Below are 16,281 nucleotides of genomic sequence, written 5' to 3'. Positions count from 1 at the left end.
AATTATTACCGTCGCTTACAGACCAAACCCTTTAAAACCGGGGTTTATTCGCTTGGCGGAACGTAGCCTTCTGCTTTTGCGTATTCCTCGCCGCTGAAGAACTTGTCCATCTCGCCTTGCAGGTATTTGCGGTCTTCGGCGTTCATCATGTTCAAACGCTTTTCGTTGATCAGCAGGGTTTGGTGTTTTTGCCAGTCGGCCCAGGCCTTGGCCGAGACGTGGTCGAATATGTCCTGACCTTTGGCGCCCGGAAAGGGCGCGCGTTCCAGCGCGGGCAATTCTTCTTTGTACTTGCGGCACATGATGGTGCGGGTCATGACGACTCTCCTGCGTTCAATAGGTCGGCTGCGTGCTTGAGCAGTTTTTTCACCGGGGCCGCCAGGCCCAGGCGCGGCGGGGTGGCGAGGTTATACCAGAGCCAGTCAGCCTCGGCCACGTGATGGCCGGACTCCTTGACGTGGATCAGCCAGGGTTCGATGGCCAGCTGGAAGTGGCTGAACGTGTGGGTCAGGCCGGGCATGGGCTGTTGCGTGCCCACGGTGAGCGCGTGTTGCAGCGCCAGGTGTTCGATGTCCTTGAGGTCGTCGAGTTCTGGCAGGCTCCACAAACCGCCCCACAGCCCCGTCGACGGGCGGCGATAGAGCAAGATCGCGCCCTCGCCATTGGCCAGCATCGGCATCAAGGTGCGTTTGAGCGGCACGGCTTTGCGCGGTTTGGGGATCGGGTAGCGGGTCTCAAGGCCCAGCATGTGCGCCTGGCAGCCGGTTTCAAGGGGGCACAGCAGGCAGCTCGGCTTGGTGCGCGTGCAGAGTGTCGCGCCCATGTCCATCATCGCCTGGGTGTAGGCGTTGACGCGGTCGTGGGGGGTGAAGCGTTCGGCGGTGGCCCACAGCTGTTTGGCCACTTTGGGCTCGCCCGGATACCCCTCTTGCGCGGTGTAGCGGGCCAGCACGCGTTTGACGTTGCCGTCCAGGATCGGGGCGCGCAGGCCCATGCTGATGCTGGCAATCGCCCCTGCGGTGGACAGCCCGATGCCGGGCAGCTCCACCAGTTTTTCGACGTCCCGGGGGAATTCGCCGCCGTATTGCTCGACGACGATCTTGGCGGTTTTTTGCAGGTTGCGGGCCCGGGTGTAGTAACCCAGCCCCGTCCACAGGTGCAGCACTTCGTCTTCGGGGGCGGCGGCCAGCGCCTGGACCGTCGGCAATGACGCCATGAACCGGTCGAAGTAGTTCAGCACGGTGCTGACCTGGGTTTGCTGCAACATGATTTCCGAGACCCACACCCGGTAAGGGGTGATGCCCTGTTGCCAGGGCAGGTCGTGGCGGCCGTGGCGATCGAACCACTCAAGCACCACGGTTGCGAACTGCTCGTCTCTCATCGCTTGAACAGCCCCTTGAGGGCCTCTTTGAGTTCCGGGCTGACTTTGTCACCGAGTTTCTCTTCAAGCTTCTCGCTGATTTTGTTGCCCGCCACTTTCGCCGCGACTTTACCCAGGCCTTCCTTGTCCAGACGGCAGGCCTTGGCGCCCAGCTCCAGCGGGCCACGGCAGCGCAAGGGCAGCTCGACCCCGACGAAGTTTTTACCGACCTGACACGCCGGGTCAGGCATGGCGCTCTTGTCGCCTTCCACGGTGATGCCGATGCGGTAATCCATGCCCAGAACGCGCAGGTCGATGTCGCCATCGCCTTTGACGCTCATGCCCGGGATGCTCACGATCAAGTCAGGGTTGCTGGCCACGCCGTTGTGGAAGACCAGGCTGCCTTTGAGCGCCTTGAAGGGGGTGTCTTTGCCGCGGGGCGCGCCGCTCAGGGTTTTGCGATTGAGGGTGGCGATGCCCTGGCACAGTTGCTGTTCAAGGTTGGCGTTGAGCAGCACACCGTCGTTGAGCACGAAATTGGCGGTGCCGTTGAGGCTTTCAATCAGCGCGTTCTGGCTGTTGCCGCTGCCAGTGACGTTGCTGTCGAGGGTCAGCAGGCCATTGATTGGCGGTTTTTGCCCCTGGCTCTGCAGGATTTTTTCCACGGGTACGTTGTTGATCCGGGTTTGCAGGTTCACCAGCGGCAGCATCGGCCGCACATCCAGGCTGCCGTTGGCGGCAAAGTGACCTTTGTACAGATCGCCACGCAGGGTTTCGAGGGTCAGCAGGCCGCCCTGGCTGTTGGCTTTGAGGGCTGCGTTCTGGATCGGCAGTTTGCTGATGGTCAGTTGACCGAAGCTGATGTCGGCGGTCAGGTCCAGCGCCTTGAGGCGAGTGACCGGAATCAGCTTGGCGGTGCTCCAGCCACTTTTGGTCGGTGCAGCGGGCAAGGGCGTGTCGCCCGAAGCGGCCAGTGCGCCAGCCTCGCTCGATTGCACTTCGGCCTGGCGTGCGGCGGTGGCGCTGGTGGCTTCTGCGGTTTTGGGTGGCAGGTAGCGATCAGCGTCAAACGTGTCGCCTTTGAGCTGGATGCGCAGGGCCTGTTTGGCGAAGTCTTCGACGGCGATGCGGCCGCTAAAGGTGCTGTCGTCCACTTTCAGGTTCAGCTCATCGAAGGTCACGCTGGTGGGCGTGCCGGACAGGCGGCTGACCATTTCGACTTTGCTCAGGCTGCCCGGCGCCATGGGCGGCAACGGGTGGCCGATGCTGTCGAGGAACTTGGCCAGGTCAAGCTGGGCAATCGACAGGCCGCCGCTGATCTGCGCGGTGGTGTCCAGGCTGTTGGCTTTTAGCTCACCCAGCGCGCGCAGCTGGTTGGCGGAAACCTTCAAACTGCTCCATTCGGCGACGTTCGCAGCCAGATCGACCAGTATTTGCCCTTGCGCGGCGTAGGTGACGGTTTTGCCTTGCAGCGGTTCGCCCGACGCTTCGCCAGTGATTCTCATGTCTTCGAACTGGTAGCGCTTGAGGACGCGGTCAAAGCGCAGTTTGCCGTCGACTTCGGTCTTGACGCGCATAACAGGCTGGTTGGTGCCCAGAAACGCGGTCAATTTGACCGGAGTGCTGGTGGCCTCGTGAATCGGGCCGGTGCTCAGCTGGATGCTTTCTGCGCTGAACTGCTTGCCGTTTTGTTCGTCGTTGTACTCAACCCGCGCGTTGTTCACGGTCAGGCTGTCGATGTCGAGTTTGATCGGCTGGCTGGCGGTGTCGGGTTTGGCGCTCGAGGCGGGCGCTGCCGGTTGAGCCGGTGTTTCAGCGCTGGCGGTGGCCGGTGCGGGCTGGCCGATGTCTTGCCAGTTGCCATGGCCGGCTTTGTCGCGGGTCAGGCGCAGGTTCAGGCCTTCAACGCGCACGTCGCTCATTTGCACTTCTTTGCGCAGCAGCGGCAGCACGCGAACGGACAGGCCAATCATTTGCAGGTCAGCGAACGGTTTGTTCGGTGCGGCGAGGGTGGCCACGCTGGCGTCGTGCAATTCAAGGCCGAGCCAGGGGAAGAGGCTCCAGCCAATGTCGCCATTGAGAGTCAGCTCAATGTGGGCTTTGTCACGGGCTATCTGGCGGATCTCGTCTTTGTAGTCATTGGGATCAAACAAATGGCTCAAGGCAAAGCCCAGAGCCACGATGATCAGCAACAATCCGAGAAGCACCAGACCCAGGATTTTGCCGAACGCTTTCATGGGCGGATCCTTGTAAGTCTGTGTGAAGGTCAGTTTTAAATTTAGCCGCAGAGTATAGCGCCACGCGTCAGCCGCCTGTGACCCGATGCGACTTGAGTCGAAGCCGTTGGGGTTAAAGCGGTGAAGTGCGGTTTAGACCGCTGATCAGTTTTGAGTCTGAAAAATAAGATCAGTTTTGACGCAAAAGACCGCATCAGTTTGATCTTTCTCCTACGACCAAATGGTAATCTCCGCCTGTTTTTCGGGCCTTCTGCGGCGCATTGTCGCGCCTCGAACTTACGCCAATAACAAGACTGTGCGCTCAAGGGCGCCAAAGTCAGGGCATGAGCGTGTCTGGAGAACCTTCTATTTCATGGGGGAAACATCAATGAGCACCAGCATTGCTGCGGGCAGCCTTGCCTCACAGCCGGCGTTCCTGTCCAAAGAACGCATCATCGCAACACCCGGTTTTAATCGTTGGCTGGTTCCACCTGCCGCGCTGGCCATCCATTTGTGCATTGGCATGGCTTATGGCTTTTCTGTGTTCTGGCTGCCGCTGTCCAAGGCGCTGGGGGTTACCGCGCCGGTGGCGTGTGCGCCGGACATGGGTTTCATAGCGCAGGTGTTTTCGTCGCAATGCGACTGGCCGATCTCGATGCTCGGCTGGATCTACACCTTGTTCTTTATCTTTCTGGGGTGTTCGGCCGCGGTCTGGGGTGGCTGGCTTGAGCATGCCGGGCCGCGCAAGGCCGGCGTAGTATCGGCGCTGTGCTGGTGTGGCGGTTTGCTGATTTCGGCGCTGGGCATTTATACCCATCAGATCTGGTTGATGTGGCTGGGCTCGGGGGTGATTGGCGGTATCGGGCTGGGGCTGGGGTACATCTCGCCGGTCTCGACCCTGATCAAGTGGTTCCCGGACAAGCGCGGCATGGCCACGGGCATGGCCATCATGGGTTTTGGCGGCGGTGCCATGGTGGGCGCGCCTCTGGCGGCGGCATTGATGGGCCACTTTGCGACCCCGGACAGCGTGGGCGTGTGGCAGAGCTTTGTGGTCATGGCGGCGATTTATTTCGTGTTCATGATCGGTGGCGCGCTGGCTTACCGGGTGCCGCCTACCGGCTGGAAGCCTGAGGGCTGGACGCCACCGGCGAAAAAAGCCGCGAACGCGATGATTACCCAGCGTCACGTTCACGTCAGTGTGGCCTGGAAAACCCCGCAGTTTGCGCTGGTGTGGCTGGTGCTGTGCCTGAACGTTTCGGCGGGTATCGGCATTCTGGGCATGGCCTCGCCGTTGTTGCAGGAAGTCTTTGCCGGCAAGTTGTTGGGCAATGAGTTGTCGTTCAGCCAACTGGATGCGGCGCAACTGGCGCAGATCGCGGCAATTGCGGCGGGCTTCACCGGGCTGTTGAGTCTGTTCAACATCGGCGGGCGCTTTTTCTGGGCCTCGTTCTCCGATTACCTGGGGCGCAAAAACACCTATTTCGTGTTCTTCGCCTTGGGTTTTGCGCTGTACGCGCTGGTGCCCAACCTGGGGCATCTGGGCAATGTGTCGCTGTTCGTGGCGGCGTTTTGCATCATCCTGTCGATGTACGGCGGTGGTTTTGCCACGGTTCCGGCTTACCTGGCGGACCTGTTCGGCACGCAGATGGTGGGGGCGATCCATGGTCGTCTGCTGACGGCCTGGGCAGCTGCGGGCGTGCTGGGGCCGGTGCTGGTCAACTACTTGCGTGAATACCAGTTGAGCATCGGCGTGGAACGCGCCGCGGCGTATGACATCACGTTGTACATTCTGGCGGGCTTGCTGGTGCTGGGCTTTATCTGCAACTTGCTGGTGCGCCCGGTGGACGACAAGTACTTCATGACCGATGCACAACTGGCGGCTGAGCAGGCGCTGGGGCACGACAAAGGCGCTGACGCCACGACGTCGCTGGAGTGGAAAGCCGCGCCGGGCAGCTTGCCGTTGACCGTGGCCGCCTGGCTGGTGGTGGGGATTCCGCTGCTGTGGGGCGTGTGGGTCACCGTGCAGAAGACGGCGGTGCTGTTTCAATAACACCGTCGGGCGCCGCCGCAAGGGTGGCGCCCCTCTCGCGGCCTCGGGCAACCGCTGTGCCTGAGGCGCGAACCCCCTCTCTGTCAGACTTATCCCCTTGCGTGTTTCTGTTTGCCGGACCCGTGCCTATAATGGCCACCTTTTTCGCCCAATGATTTTGCGGAGCTGGTGATGGCCGAACGTAAGGCGTCAGTCGAGCGCGATACTCTGGAAACCCAGATCAAAGCCTCGATCAACTTGGATGGTACCGGTAAGGCCCGATTCGATATCGGTGTGCCTTTTCTTGAGCACATGCTCGACCAGATCGCCCGACATGGGCTGATCGACCTGGACATCGAGTGCAAAGGCGACCTGCATATCGACGATCACCATACCGTCGAAGACGTCGGCATTACCCTCGGTAAAGCCTTCAGCCAGGCGGTTGGCGACAAAAAAGGCATGACCCGCTACGGCCACGCCTATGTCCCGCTGGATGAAGCGCTGTCGCGTGTGGTCATCGACTTTTCCGGCCGTCCGGGCCTGCAAATGCATATTCCCTATACCCGCGCCACCGTGGGCGGCTTTGACGTTGACCTGTTTCAGGAGTTCTTTCAGGGCTTCGTGAACCACGCCAACGTGACGCTGCACATCGACAACCTGCGCGGCACCAACACGCACCACCAGATCGAAACCGTGTTCAAGGCGTTCGGCCGCGCGCTGCGCATGGCGATTACGCTCGATGAGCGCATGGCCGGGCAAATGCCTTCTACCAAGGGCGTGCTCTGATGCAGACAGTGGCGGTCATCGATTACGGCATGGGTAATCTGCACTCGGTCGCCAAGGCGCTGGAACACGTCGGCGCCGGTCGCGTGCTGATTACCAGCGATGCGGACGTGATCCGTGAAGCCGACCGTGTGGTGTTTCCCGGTGTGGGCGCGATTCGCGACTGCATGGCGGAAATCCGTCGCCTGGGTTTCGACGCGCTGGTGCGCGAAGTCAGTCAGGACCGTCCGTTCCTCGGCATTTGCGTCGGCATGCAAGCCTTGCTCGACAGCAGTGAAGAGAACGGCGGGGTCGACTGCATTGGCCTGTTCCCCGGTCAGGTGAAGTTTTTTGGCAAAGACCTGCACGAAAACGGCGAGCACCTCAAAGTGCCGCACATGGGCTGGAACGAAGTGCAACAGAAGGTCGATCACCCTCTGTGGCACAGCATCCCGGACCTGGCGCGCTTCTACTTTGTTCACAGCTACTACATCGCAGCGGGCAACCCCCGGCAGGTAGTGGGTGGCGGGCATTACGGCGTCGATTTTGCCGCCGCGCTGGCTGAAGGCTCGCGCTTCGCGGTGCAATTCCACCCCGAAAAAAGCCATACCCACGGCTTGCAGTTGCTGGAAAACTTCGTGGCCTGGGACGGCCGCTGGTAATGGCGCGCAAGCCAAAGCCGCCGATTCTCACGCTCACCCCCGAGCAAGAGAACGAAGCCAACAGCAAGATCAAACGCTTTATGGAAGACCGTTTCGAACTGAACCTCGGTTCGTTCGAGGCGGCTGAAATCCTTGAGCTGTTCACCCGCGAAATCGCGCCGCATTACTACAATCGCGCGATTTTCGATGTGCAGGCGCACCTCAAAGAGAGGTTCGAGAACATCGAAAGCGACCTGTGGGCGCTCGAAAAGAACTGATTTCCGAGTCGTTGACTCCCGAATTTAAAGGTTTGCCAGATGCTGATTATCCCCGCTATCGATCTTAAAGACGGTGCCTGTGTACGTCTGCGCCAGGGCCGCATGGAAGATTCCACGGTGTTCTCCGATGACCCGGTGAGCATGGCCGCCAAATGGGTAGACGGCGGTTGTCGCCGCTTGCACCTGGTCGACTTGAACGGCGCGTTTGAAGGCCAGCCGGTCAATGGCGACGTGGTCACGGCCATTGCCAAGCGTTATCCGCATTTGCCGATCCAGATCGGCGGCGGAATCCGCTCGCTGGAAACCATCGAGCACTACGTCAAGGCGGGCGTGAGCTACGTGATTCTGGGCACCAAAGCGGTGAAGAACCCTGAGTTCGTGGCTGAGGCCTGCCGTGCCTTTCCCGGCAAGATCATCGTGGGCATGGACGCTAAAGACGGCTTTGTGGCCACTGATGGCTGGGCAGAAGTCAGCAGCGTGCAAGTGATCGATCTGGCCAAGCGTTTTGAAGCAGACGGCGTGTCGGCCATTGTTTATACCGACATCGCCAAAGACGGCATGATGCAGGGCTGCAACGTGAGCTACACCGCTGCACTGGCGGCCGCGACCACCATCCCTGTGATCGCCTCGGGCGGCATCCACAACCTGGGCGATATCAAGGCCCTGATGGACGCCAAGGCGCCGGGCATCGTGGGTGCCATCACCGGTCGTGCAATCTATGAAGGCACGCTGGATGTGGCCAAGGCCCAAGCCTTCTGCGACAGCTACAAGGCCTGAGGAGAACGTCATGGCGTTAGCCAAACGCATCATCCCTTGCCTGGACGTGGATAACGGCCGGGTCGTAAAGGGCGTCAAGTTCGAGAACATCCGCGATGCGGGCGATCCGGTCGAAATCGCCCGTCGCTACGATGAGCAGGGTGCCGACGAAATTACGTTCCTCGACATCACCGCCAGCGTCGATGGTCGCGACACCACGCTGCACACCGTTGAGCGCATGGCCAGCCAGGTGTTCATCCCGCTGACCGTGGGCGGTGGCGTGCGCTGCATTCAGGACATCCGCAACCTGCTGAATGCGGGCGCAGACAAGGTCTCGATCAATACGGCCGCCGTGTTCAACCCTGAGTTTGTGGGCGAGGCTGCGCAGCATTTCGGTTCGCAGTGCATCGTGGTGGCGATTGACGCCAAGAAGGTGTCTTTGCCGGGCGAAACCCCGCGCTGGGAAATCTTCACCCACGGCGGGCGCAAGCCAACCGGGCTGGATGCCGTTGAGTGGGCGATGAAGATGGAAGGGCTGGGCGCGGGTGAAATCCTGCTCACCAGCATGGATCAGGACGGCATGAAAAGCGGTTTCGATCTGGGCGTGACCCGCGCCATCAGTGATGCACTGGGGATTCCGGTGATCGCCTCGGGCGGCGTCGGCAACCTTCAGCATTTGGCCGATGGCATCCTTGAAGGCCACGCCAGTGCTGTGTTGGCGGCGAGTATTTTCCACTTTGGCGAATACACCGTGCCCGAGGCCAAGGCCTACATGGCTGAGCGCGGGATCGTGGTGCGCTAACCCGAAAGGCTACTGGACAAGCATGGCGAGCCCACGGCACTCTTGGGCACGCCATGGATTCAGGTCGCCCGTATGTTGAAACGAATAGTGCCCGTTGTTGCCAGCGCCACTCTGTTGCTGGCCAGCGCCGTGTTTGCTGCGGATGTTCCACGAACGTCGCTGGTGTTGCTGACTGAGAATTTTCCGCCTTACAACATGGCGAAAAACGGCAAGAACTTCGCTCAAGACCAGAACCTCGAAGGCATCGCCGTCGATGTACTGCGCGCTACCTTTGCCCGTGCGGGCATTCCCTACAGCATGACCCTGCGGTTCCCTTGGGAGCGTATCTACAACCTTGCCCTGGAAAAACCCGGCTTTGGCGTGTTCGTCACCGCCCGTGTGCCGGAGCGCGAGGCGTTGTTCAAATGGGTCGGGCCCATCGGCCCGGATGACTGGGTGTTACTGGCCCGCGCCGACAGCCCGATCAGCCTGACTTCGCTGGAGCAGGCCCGGCCTTACCGGATCGGCGCCTACAAAGAAGACGTGATTGCGCTCGACCTTCAGAAAAAAGGCCTGAACCCCGTGATTGTATTGCGCGATCAGGACAACGCGAGAAGGCTGCAAGCGGGCAAGATCGACCTGTGGGCCACGGGCGATCCGGCCGGGCGTTTTCTGGCGCGACAAGTGGGCATTTCAGGGTTCAAGACGGTGTTGCGATTCCATCAGGCCGAACTGTATCTGGCGCTGAATAAAGAAGTGCCTGACGCCGTGGTTGCCAAATTGCAGAACGCGCTCGATGAACTGCGGGCCGAAGGCGTGGTTGAGAAAATCCGCGCGAAGTATTTGTAACTCACGCCCTGCCTGTCGTCGCCCTCTGGGCATGCAGCGGCGGCTTAACCCGCCACCCCCTCATCCCCGTAGCGACACGCGCCTTTAGCGGTAAACCCCGTCCTTGCCGTGCCCGGCCATGGCCTTGTTGCTGCGCACGCCGATCATTTGCCGAATATCAATCCAGTCGATGCCCTGGGCTTTGAGCTTGGGCAGTTCGCGCTCCAGTACCGCCAGTGTTTGCGGGTACGGGTGGCCGATCATCACCGCCGAGCCTTGCTTGCGGGCGAGTTTGATCGCGGTTTCAAGCTGCGTGGTAATGGCCTGCTCAGTGCGCACGTCGTCCAGAAAGACGTCCCGCGACACGCTCGCCAGGCCAATTTTTTGCGCCTCGGCGGCGGCGACCGTTTGCGCGCTGGTGCGGCTGTCGACAAAGAACTTGTGCCGACGCTGCAAGTCGCCCATCAACCACGCCATGGCCTGGGGTTGGGAGGTCATGCGGCTGCCCATGTGGTTATTGATGCCACTGGTGTAGGGCACGGCCTTGAACGCAGCGTTCAGGCGTTTTTCAAGTTCGTCGAGGGGCAAGTCGGGGTGCCATGCAAACGGGCCGGTGGCCGGGTCCATGGGCATGTGCAGGATGACGATCTTGCCCGCCTTGTAGGCTTCGCGGGCAAATTCGGCGGCGTGGGGCGTGTCGGGCATGATCGCCGTGGTGACCGGGCCGGGCAGGCCCAGCACGCGGCGGTCGCGTGGCAGGTTTTGCCCCAGGTCATCGATGATCAGGCTCAGGTAAGCCTTGTGCGCGGTGGCGGGATGACTGGCCGGCGCCGCGTGGGCGGCACCGTTCAGGCAGCAGAGCAGACTGAGGACGAGCGAAAAACGCATCTCAATTGCCGCGCGTAATGCTCAGCCCCTTGAGCAGGCTCAGCGCCTGGCTCAACTGGAAGTCGTCATCCTGTGGCATCGGCTTGGCTTTCACGCCAGAGCCGGTCGGCTTGTCCGCACCGCCGTTGCCATTGCCAAGGTGGCCTTGCAGGTCGGCTTCCTTGAAGTACTCGGTGTCTTGCTCGCGGGTGATTTTGGCGCGGTTGACTTCGATGTCCGGCACGATGCCCTGGGCCTGAATCGAGCGGCCGTTGGGCGTGAAATACAGCGCGGTGGTGATTTTCAGCGCACGGTCATTGTTCAGTGGCAGCACGGTTTGCACCGAGCCTTTGCCGAAGCTGGTGGTGCCCATGACCACGCCGCGTTTTTGGTCTTGCAGGGCACCTGCCACGATTTCCGAGGCCGAGGCGCTGCCGCCGTTGATCAGCACCACCAGCGGTACGTTTTCGCTGAGGTCCTTGCCGGTGGCCGAGAAACGCAGTTCGGAGTTGGCGATCCGCCCTTTGGTGTAGACGATCAGGCCCTTGGTGATGAAGTGATCCACCACTTCGACTGCCGATTGCAGCACGCCGCCGGGGTTGTTGCGCAGGTCGAGAATGATGCCCTTGAGCTTTTTGTTGCCATTGTCACGGCGCAACTTGGCGAGGGCCGCGGCGACTTCTTCGCCGGTCTTGACCTGGAACTGGGTGATGCGGATGTAGCCGTAGCCGTCTTCGAGCAATTGCGCTTTCACGCTTTTGACCTGGATGTTGGCGCGGGTGAGGGTCACGTCAAACGGCGTGCCGCCATCGCGCACCAGGGTCAGGGTGATTTTTTGCCCGACCTTGCCGCGCATCTTGTCCACGGCTTCGGTCATGGTCAGGCCGCGGGTCGGCTGGCCATTGATCTTGACGATAAAGTCGCCTGCCTGAATCCCGGCCTTGCTGGCAGGGGTGTCGTCGATGGGCGACACGATTTTGATATTGCCGTCTTCGGTGCCGACTTCGATCCCCAGCCCGCCGAATTCGCCGCTGGTGCTTTCTTGCAGCTCCGCGAAATCCTCAGGGCCCAGGTACGCAGAGTGCGGATCAAGGTTGCTGAGCATGCCTTTGATGGCGTTTTCGAGCAGGGTCTTGTCGTCCACCGGCTCAACGTACGCGGCTTTGATGCGGTCCATGACCTCGGCAAAGGTGCGCAGCTCATCCAGCGGCAGCGGGGCCTTGGCGCTGGCACTGGCGGCAGCGGCGGCGGGCTGGGCAGTCTGCCCGGCCGCCAGGGCCAGAGGCGAAGCAATCACCAGGGCGATTGTCAGGGCCAGCGAGTTGAGGCGGGACAAGTGCGGCATGTTGAGAGAACTCCTACGTATTAAAGGTGATGGGCTCATCCTTGAGCGCGGCACCATTGTGCGGGGTCGCTCGGGCGGCCCTGCTGACGAATAGCAAAATACAGCGCCGGCGTGGCCTGGCCACCGCTGTTACCCACGGTGGAAATCACTTCCCCGGCTTTTACGATGTCTCCGGCTGACTTGAGCAGCGTCTGGTTGTGGCCATACAAGCTCAAGTAGCCATTACCGTGGTCCAGAATGACCAGCTGGCCCGCACCGCGCAGCCAGTCGGCAAACACCACGCGTCCGCCATGCACGGCGTGCACCTGAGTGCCCGCGCCTGCGCTGATCATCACGCCATCCCACTTGGTACGGGCATCATCGCCACGGCTTTCACCGAAGCGCGCAAGCAATCGACCATCAACGGGCCACGGAAGTTTGCCGCGTGCCTGAGAAAAAGGTCCGCCATACGAAACCCCGGCGCTGGAGACCAGTGCGCCGGGTGTTGATTTGACGGGTTTACGCGGGGCGTCGGTCACAACCGATTCAGCCTCGCGCTGGCGTTTACGTTCGGCTTCTTGCTGGGCCAGCAAGGCTTTCTGGCGTGCGGCCTCGGCTTCACGTGCCTGACGCGCCAGGGTTTCTTCGATGGTCTTGAGGACTTTAGCCAGATCTGCCTGATCCTGCTCGCGGGCCTGCAACTTCTGATCGCGGTCTTTGACGTCTTTGTTGAGCTTGGCCAGGACTTGCTGGCGCTCGGCTTTGACCTTGTCGAGTTCGGCGCGCTGGCTGTCGAGGTCGCTTTTTTGCGTCAACAATTGCGCCTGTTGCTGGTTGATGTCGGCTTCGACGTTGGCCAGTTGGCGCAGGGTCTCATTGAACCCTTTGAGCTGCTCCAGGCGGGCCTGGCTCAGGTAGTCGTAATAGGTGAGGGTGCGGGCGAATTTTTCGGGGTGTTGTTGGTTGAGCAGCATTTTCAGGTATTCCTGACGGCCGCCCTGATACGCGGCACGGGCCTGAATGGCGATCAGGCGTTGCTGTTCAACTTTTGCGCTGTTGAGTTTTTTTTTCTCACTATCAAGGCGCAGCAGCTCGCCTTCACTCTTTTTTAGTTCTTTTTGGAGCTCCTCTACCTGTTTTTCCAGCTTGCCGATGTCGGTCTCGGTGCTGCGCAGGTCTTTCTGCACGCCGGACTTTTCTTCCTGGAGTTTGCCGAGCAGTTTTTTCAGCTCGCCGATGTCCTGGCGGGTGGCTTCAAGCTGTTGTTGGGTTTGCGCACGCTCATCGGCAAAAGCCGGTTGCAGCATGCACGTGAGAGTCAGGGCTATAAGGGCGCGGAGCATGGGGCGGGCGACACCTGGGGAATGGGACGGCCTAGTATGCCCGCCCTCGTTAAGTATGAGAAATCCGTGAGATGAAATACCCGTAGTCGCTGCCGCAGGCTGTGAAGGGCGGTGCATACGCCAGTTTGCTTGAGCGTTGCACCGTCCTTGTGGGCAGCCTGTGCCAGCGTCACAGGTTTACATTAGTCGACCAGGATCGATTTGCCGGTCATTTCTGCTGGCTGTGGCAAGCCCAGCAACTTGAGCATGGTCGGTGCCACGTCGGCCAGGACGCCGCCCTCACGCACCTTGAGGTTGCGTTTGCCGACATAAATGAACGGCACCGGCTCGCAGGTGTGAGCCGTGTGCGCCTGGCCGGTGCACGCGTCGGACATCTGCTCGACGTTGCCGTGGTCGGCCGTAATCAGGGCTTCGCCGCCGACTTTTTCCAGCGCTTCGACAATCCGGCCCACGCAGGTGTCCAGGCATTCCACGGCTTTGACGGCGGCATCGAACACGCCGCTGTGGCCCACCATGTCGCCGTTGGCGTAGTTGACCACGATCACGTCGTAACGCTGGTGCTCAATGGCATCGACGATTTTGTCGGTGACTTCGGGCGCGCTCATTTCAGGCTGCAGGTCGTAGGTCGCGACTTTCGGTGAGGGCACCAGGATGCGTTCTTCGCCCGGGAATGGTTCTTCGCGGCCGCCTGAGAAGAAGAAGGTCACGTGGGCGTATTTTTCGGTTTCGGCAATGCGCAGCTGGGTTTTGCCGTTTTTCGCCAGGTAATCGCCCAGCACGTTTTCCAGGCTGCCCGGCGCGAATGCGCTCGGAGCCGGAATGCTGGCCGCGTATTGGGTCAGCATCACAAAGTCGGCCAGTTTTGGCTGACGGGCACGCGCAAACGCCGTGAAGTCGTCTTCGACGAACGCGCGGCTCAGCTCGCGGGCGCGGTCGGCGCGGAAGTTCATGAACACCACGGCATCGCCGTCTTCAACGGTGACCGGCTCGCCGAGGGTAGTGGCTTTGACGAATTCGTCGCTTTCGCCACGGGCATACGCCGCTTCCAGGCCTTCTTGGGCGGTGGCGGCGTTGAACTGGCCTTTGCCATCGACAATCAGGTTGTACGCTTGCTCGACGCGGTCCCAGCGGTTATCGCGGTCCATGGCGAAGTAGCGACCGATCAAGCTCGCAATGCGGCCCTTGCCGAGGTCTTTGAAGGCCTCGTCCAGCAACTCAATCGAAGAGGACGCGCTTTTGGGCGGGGTGTCACGGCCATCCAGGAACGCGTGCAGGTAGATTTTTTCGGCGCCGCGCTTGAACGCCAGTTCGGCCATGGCCACCAGGTGGTCCTGATGGCTATGCACGCCACCGTCGGACAGCAGGCCCATGATGTGCACGGCCTTGCCCTGGGCAACAGCCTTGTCGACCGCCGCGCAAAGGGTCGGGTTTTCGAAGAACTCGCCATCGCGGATCGATTTGGTGACACGGGTGAAGTCTTGATACACCACGCGGCCAGCGCCCAGGTTCATGTGGCCAACCTCGGAGTTGCCCATTTGCCCGTCCGGCAGGCCGACATCCATGCCTGAACCTGAGATCAGGCCGTTTGGCATGCTTGCGCAGAGACGATCGAGCACCGGTTTCTTGGCCGAATAAACGGCGTTGTATTCGTGGCTTTCACTGTGACCGAAGCCATCCAGGATGATCAGAACCAAAGGTTTAGGCGTGGTAGTCATAGATCCCACTCGTGGCTGGTTTAGAAGAAGGGTTGCAGAGGACGGGCAGTTTAAAGCGAAGTTCATGTGGCGTCACCGCCGGGCGGGGTTTGGCCGACCAAGGCGGCTGTGTATACTGGCCCACATTTTACGACCCTGGAACCTTCTGATGGTTGATCACCTGATTGCATTTGCCACTTCTCACTACCTGTTGGTGGGCGCGTTTGTCATCCTGCTGGCGTTGTTGATTGCCCACGAAATGAGCCGTGGCGGACGTAGCATCAGCACCGGCGAACTGACCGGCCTGGTCAACCGCGACGAGGGTGTGGTGATTGATATTCGCCCGGCCAAGGACTTCGCTGCCGGCCACATCGTGGGGGCGTTGAACATTCCGCAAGACAAGCTGATGGCGCGCATTGCCGAGCTCGACAAGCACAAGGGCAAGACCCTGATCCTGGTTGACGCTCAAGGCCAGCACTCCGGTTCCCATGCGCGTGAACTGTTGAAAGCCGGGTACAACGCAGCCAAGTTGTCCGGTGGCATCGCCAGCTGGCGCGCCGATAACCTGCCTGTGGTGAAGTAACCATGTCCAAGGTCACCGTGTATTCCAGCGACTATTGCCCCTACTGCATGCGGGCCAAGGCCCTGCTAGAAAAGAAAGGCGTCGCCTTTGAGGAAATCAAGGTCGATGGCAAGCCACAGGTGCGCGCCGACATGGCCCAGAAAGCAGGCCGTACCTCCGTGCCGCAAATCTGGATCGGTGACACGCACGTTGGCGGCTGCGATGACCTGTTTGCGCTTGAGCGTGCCGGTAAATTGGACGCGCTGCTGCACGTCTGACTCTCATTCTCTATAAGCCCCAAGATCAACAAGGATCTGTGATGACTGACCAACAGAACACCGCTGCGACTGAAGACGATACTTCCCCACAATTCTCGCTGCAGCGTATCTACGTGCGTGACCTGTCGTTCGAAGCGCCGAAAAGCCCGGCCATCTTCCGTCAGCAGTGGGAACCGACCGTTGCGCTGGATCTGAACACTCGTCAGAAGCCGCTGGAAGGTGATTTCTACGAAGTCGTACTGACCTTGTCGGTCACGGTCAAAAACGCTGAAGAAGTGGCGTTCATTGCTGAAGTGCAACAGGCTGGCATCTTCCTGATCAAAAACCTTGATGCGGGCTCGATGAACCACACGCTCGGCGCGTTCTGCCCGAACATCCTGTTCCCTTATGCCCGTGAAACCCTGGACAGCCTGGTGACCCGTGGTTCGTTCCCGGCCCTGATGCTGTCGCCGGTGAACTTCGATGCCCTGTACGCGCAAGAGCTGCAGCGCATGCAGGAAGAAGGCACGCCGACTGTTCAATAAACAGCCGATGTGACAAAAAAAGCGCCGTAACGGCGCTT

The 16,281-nt window shown here is 60.6% G+C and carries 17 protein-coding genes; 10 read left to right on the top strand and 7 right to left on the bottom strand.

Features of this window, described 5'->3' with window-relative positions:
* Positions 1-44: 44 nt before the first annotated feature.
* From BKD70_RS13990 to BKD70_RS13980, 3 genes are read right to left on the bottom strand one after another with little or no spacing between them, the layout of a single operon-like run.
* Entirely contained in the window at positions 45-317 is a 273-nt protein-coding gene (locus tag BKD70_RS13990) for an oxidative damage protection protein (RefSeq protein WP_047272894.1), read from the bottom strand.
* Complete coding sequence (mutY, locus tag BKD70_RS13985) at positions 314-1,381, bottom strand: A/G-specific adenine glycosylase (protein WP_047272895.1); 1,068 nt, start codon at positions 1,379-1,381, stop codon at positions 314-316. Before mutY ends, BKD70_RS13990 begins: the two co-directional genes overlap by 4 nt.
* Positions 1,378-3,597, bottom strand: a complete 2,220-nt coding sequence (locus tag BKD70_RS13980) for an AsmA family protein (RefSeq protein WP_047272896.1) — start codon at positions 3,595-3,597, stop codon at positions 1,378-1,380. The genes mutY and BKD70_RS13980 overlap by 4 nt, the downstream gene beginning before the upstream one ends.
* Positions 3,598-3,964: 367 nt before the next feature.
* Here BKD70_RS13980 and BKD70_RS13975 point away from each other — a divergent pair, with 367 nt between their 5' ends.
* From BKD70_RS13975 to BKD70_RS13945, 7 genes are all read left to right on the top strand, one after another.
* Positions 3,965-5,626, top strand: a complete 1,662-nt coding sequence (locus BKD70_RS13975) for an OFA family MFS transporter (protein WP_047272897.1) — start codon at positions 3,965-3,967, stop codon at positions 5,624-5,626.
* A gap of 171 nt (positions 5,627-5,797) precedes the next feature.
* Positions 5,798-6,391, top strand: coding sequence for an imidazoleglycerol-phosphate dehydratase HisB (gene hisB / locus BKD70_RS13970; RefSeq protein WP_047272898.1), 594 nt, complete (start codon positions 5,798-5,800; stop codon positions 6,389-6,391).
* The gene (gene hisH, locus BKD70_RS13965; RefSeq protein ID WP_047272899.1) at positions 6,391-7,029 is read left to right on the top strand and encodes an imidazole glycerol phosphate synthase subunit HisH; all 639 of its coding nucleotides are present in this window, start codon (positions 6,391-6,393) and stop codon (positions 7,027-7,029) included. Before hisB ends, hisH begins: the two co-directional genes overlap by 1 nt.
* Complete coding sequence (locus BKD70_RS13960) at positions 7,029-7,286, top strand: DUF2164 domain-containing protein (RefSeq protein ID WP_047272900.1); 258 nt, start codon at positions 7,029-7,031, stop codon at positions 7,284-7,286. Before hisH ends, BKD70_RS13960 begins: the two co-directional genes overlap by 1 nt.
* Before the next feature lie 39 nt (positions 7,287-7,325).
* Positions 7,326-8,063 (top strand): 1-(5-phosphoribosyl)-5-[(5-phosphoribosylamino)methylideneamino]imidazole-4-carboxamide isomerase, encoded by a 738-nt coding sequence (gene hisA / locus BKD70_RS13955; protein WP_047272901.1) that lies wholly within the window; start codon positions 7,326-7,328, stop codon positions 8,061-8,063.
* 10 nt (positions 8,064-8,073) lie between these two features.
* Positions 8,074-8,844 (top strand): imidazole glycerol phosphate synthase subunit HisF, encoded by a 771-nt coding sequence (hisF, locus tag BKD70_RS13950; RefSeq protein ID WP_003438568.1) that lies wholly within the window; start codon positions 8,074-8,076, stop codon positions 8,842-8,844.
* 72 nt (positions 8,845-8,916) lie between these two features.
* Positions 8,917-9,672 (top strand): ABC transporter substrate-binding protein, encoded by a 756-nt coding sequence (locus BKD70_RS13945; protein ID WP_047272902.1) that lies wholly within the window; start codon positions 8,917-8,919, stop codon positions 9,670-9,672.
* A gap of 84 nt (positions 9,673-9,756) precedes the next feature.
* Here the strand turns inward: BKD70_RS13945 and BKD70_RS13940 are convergent, their stop codons facing one another.
* From BKD70_RS13940 to gpmI, 4 genes are all read right to left on the bottom strand, one after another.
* On the bottom strand, positions 9,757-10,539 hold the full coding sequence (locus tag BKD70_RS13940) for a divergent polysaccharide deacetylase family protein (protein ID WP_047272903.1): 783 nt from the start codon (positions 10,537-10,539) through the stop codon (positions 9,757-9,759).
* Position 10,540: 1 nt separating this feature from the next.
* Positions 10,541-11,863, bottom strand: coding sequence for a S41 family peptidase (locus tag BKD70_RS13935; RefSeq protein WP_047272904.1), 1,323 nt, complete (start codon positions 11,861-11,863; stop codon positions 10,541-10,543).
* Positions 11,864-11,898: 35 nt separating this feature from the next.
* Positions 11,899-13,185, bottom strand: a complete 1,287-nt coding sequence (locus BKD70_RS13930; protein ID WP_047272905.1) for a murein hydrolase activator EnvC — start codon at positions 13,183-13,185, stop codon at positions 11,899-11,901.
* Between the two features lie 182 nt (positions 13,186-13,367).
* A complete protein-coding gene (gene gpmI, locus BKD70_RS13925; protein ID WP_047272906.1) occupies positions 13,368-14,900 on the bottom strand; it encodes a 2,3-bisphosphoglycerate-independent phosphoglycerate mutase in 1,533 nt (510 codons plus the stop codon).
* A 148-nt stretch (positions 14,901-15,048) separates the two neighbouring features.
* Between gpmI and BKD70_RS13920 the strand changes: the two genes are divergently transcribed.
* From BKD70_RS13920 to secB, 3 genes are read left to right on the top strand one after another with little or no spacing between them, the layout of a single operon-like run.
* Positions 15,049-15,462: a rhodanese-like domain-containing protein gene (locus tag BKD70_RS13920; protein ID WP_047272907.1), complete on the top strand. Its 414-nt coding sequence runs from the start codon at positions 15,049-15,051 to the stop codon at positions 15,460-15,462.
* Positions 15,463-15,464: 2 nt separating this feature from the next.
* Positions 15,465-15,719, top strand: coding sequence for a glutaredoxin 3 (gene grxC / locus BKD70_RS13915; protein ID WP_047272908.1), 255 nt, complete (start codon positions 15,465-15,467; stop codon positions 15,717-15,719).
* A 41-nt stretch (positions 15,720-15,760) separates the two neighbouring features.
* Complete coding sequence (gene secB, locus BKD70_RS13910; RefSeq protein WP_047272909.1) at positions 15,761-16,243, top strand: protein-export chaperone SecB; 483 nt, start codon at positions 15,761-15,763, stop codon at positions 16,241-16,243.
* Positions 16,244-16,281 lie beyond the last annotated feature (38 nt).

The organism is Pseudomonas sp. BS-2016 (assembly GCF_001806145.1).
GTDB classification, from domain to species: Bacteria; Pseudomonadota; Gammaproteobacteria; order Pseudomonadales; family Pseudomonadaceae; genus Aquipseudomonas; species Aquipseudomonas lundensis.
This window is presented reverse-complemented; position numbering and strand designations above follow the sequence as displayed.

What these genes read in the sequence shown, in the direction of transcription:
- BKD70_RS13935 (WP_047272904.1), bottom strand. Translation starts at nt 11,863, where the DNA reads ATGCCGCACTTGTCCCGCCTCAACTCGCTGGCCCTGACAATCGCCCTG.
- mutY (WP_047272895.1), bottom strand. Translation starts at nt 1,381, where the DNA reads ATGAGAGACGAGCAGTTCGCAACCGTGGTGCTTGAGTGGTTCGATCGC.
- BKD70_RS13930 (WP_047272905.1), bottom strand. Translation starts at nt 13,185, where the DNA reads ATGCTCCGCGCCCTTATAGCCCTGACTCTCACGTGCATGCTGCAACCG.
- grxC (WP_047272908.1), top strand. Translation starts at nt 15,465, where the DNA reads ATGTCCAAGGTCACCGTGTATTCCAGCGACTATTGCCCCTACTGCATG.
- BKD70_RS13990 (WP_047272894.1), bottom strand. Translation starts at nt 317, where the DNA reads ATGACCCGCACCATCATGTGCCGCAAGTACAAAGAAGAATTGCCCGCG.
- BKD70_RS13940 (WP_047272903.1), bottom strand. Translation starts at nt 10,539, where the DNA reads ATGCGTTTTTCGCTCGTCCTCAGTCTGCTCTGCTGCCTGAACGGTGCC.
- secB (WP_047272909.1), top strand. Translation starts at nt 15,761, where the DNA reads ATGACTGACCAACAGAACACCGCTGCGACTGAAGACGATACTTCCCCA.
- BKD70_RS13920 (WP_047272907.1), top strand. Translation starts at nt 15,049, where the DNA reads ATGGTTGATCACCTGATTGCATTTGCCACTTCTCACTACCTGTTGGTG.
- hisH (WP_047272899.1), top strand. Translation starts at nt 6,391, where the DNA reads ATGCAGACAGTGGCGGTCATCGATTACGGCATGGGTAATCTGCACTCG.
- hisA (WP_047272901.1), top strand. Translation starts at nt 7,326, where the DNA reads ATGCTGATTATCCCCGCTATCGATCTTAAAGACGGTGCCTGTGTACGT.
- BKD70_RS13945 (WP_047272902.1), top strand. Translation starts at nt 8,917, where the DNA reads ATGTTGAAACGAATAGTGCCCGTTGTTGCCAGCGCCACTCTGTTGCTG.
- BKD70_RS13980 (WP_047272896.1), bottom strand. Translation starts at nt 3,597, where the DNA reads ATGAAAGCGTTCGGCAAAATCCTGGGTCTGGTGCTTCTCGGATTGTTG.
- BKD70_RS13960 (WP_047272900.1), top strand. Translation starts at nt 7,029, where the DNA reads ATGGCGCGCAAGCCAAAGCCGCCGATTCTCACGCTCACCCCCGAGCAA.
- BKD70_RS13975 (WP_047272897.1), top strand. Translation starts at nt 3,965, where the DNA reads ATGAGCACCAGCATTGCTGCGGGCAGCCTTGCCTCACAGCCGGCGTTC.
- hisF (WP_003438568.1), top strand. Translation starts at nt 8,074, where the DNA reads ATGGCGTTAGCCAAACGCATCATCCCTTGCCTGGACGTGGATAACGGC.
- hisB (WP_047272898.1), top strand. Translation starts at nt 5,798, where the DNA reads ATGGCCGAACGTAAGGCGTCAGTCGAGCGCGATACTCTGGAAACCCAG.
- gpmI (WP_047272906.1), bottom strand. Translation starts at nt 14,900, where the DNA reads ATGACTACCACGCCTAAACCTTTGGTTCTGATCATCCTGGATGGCTTC.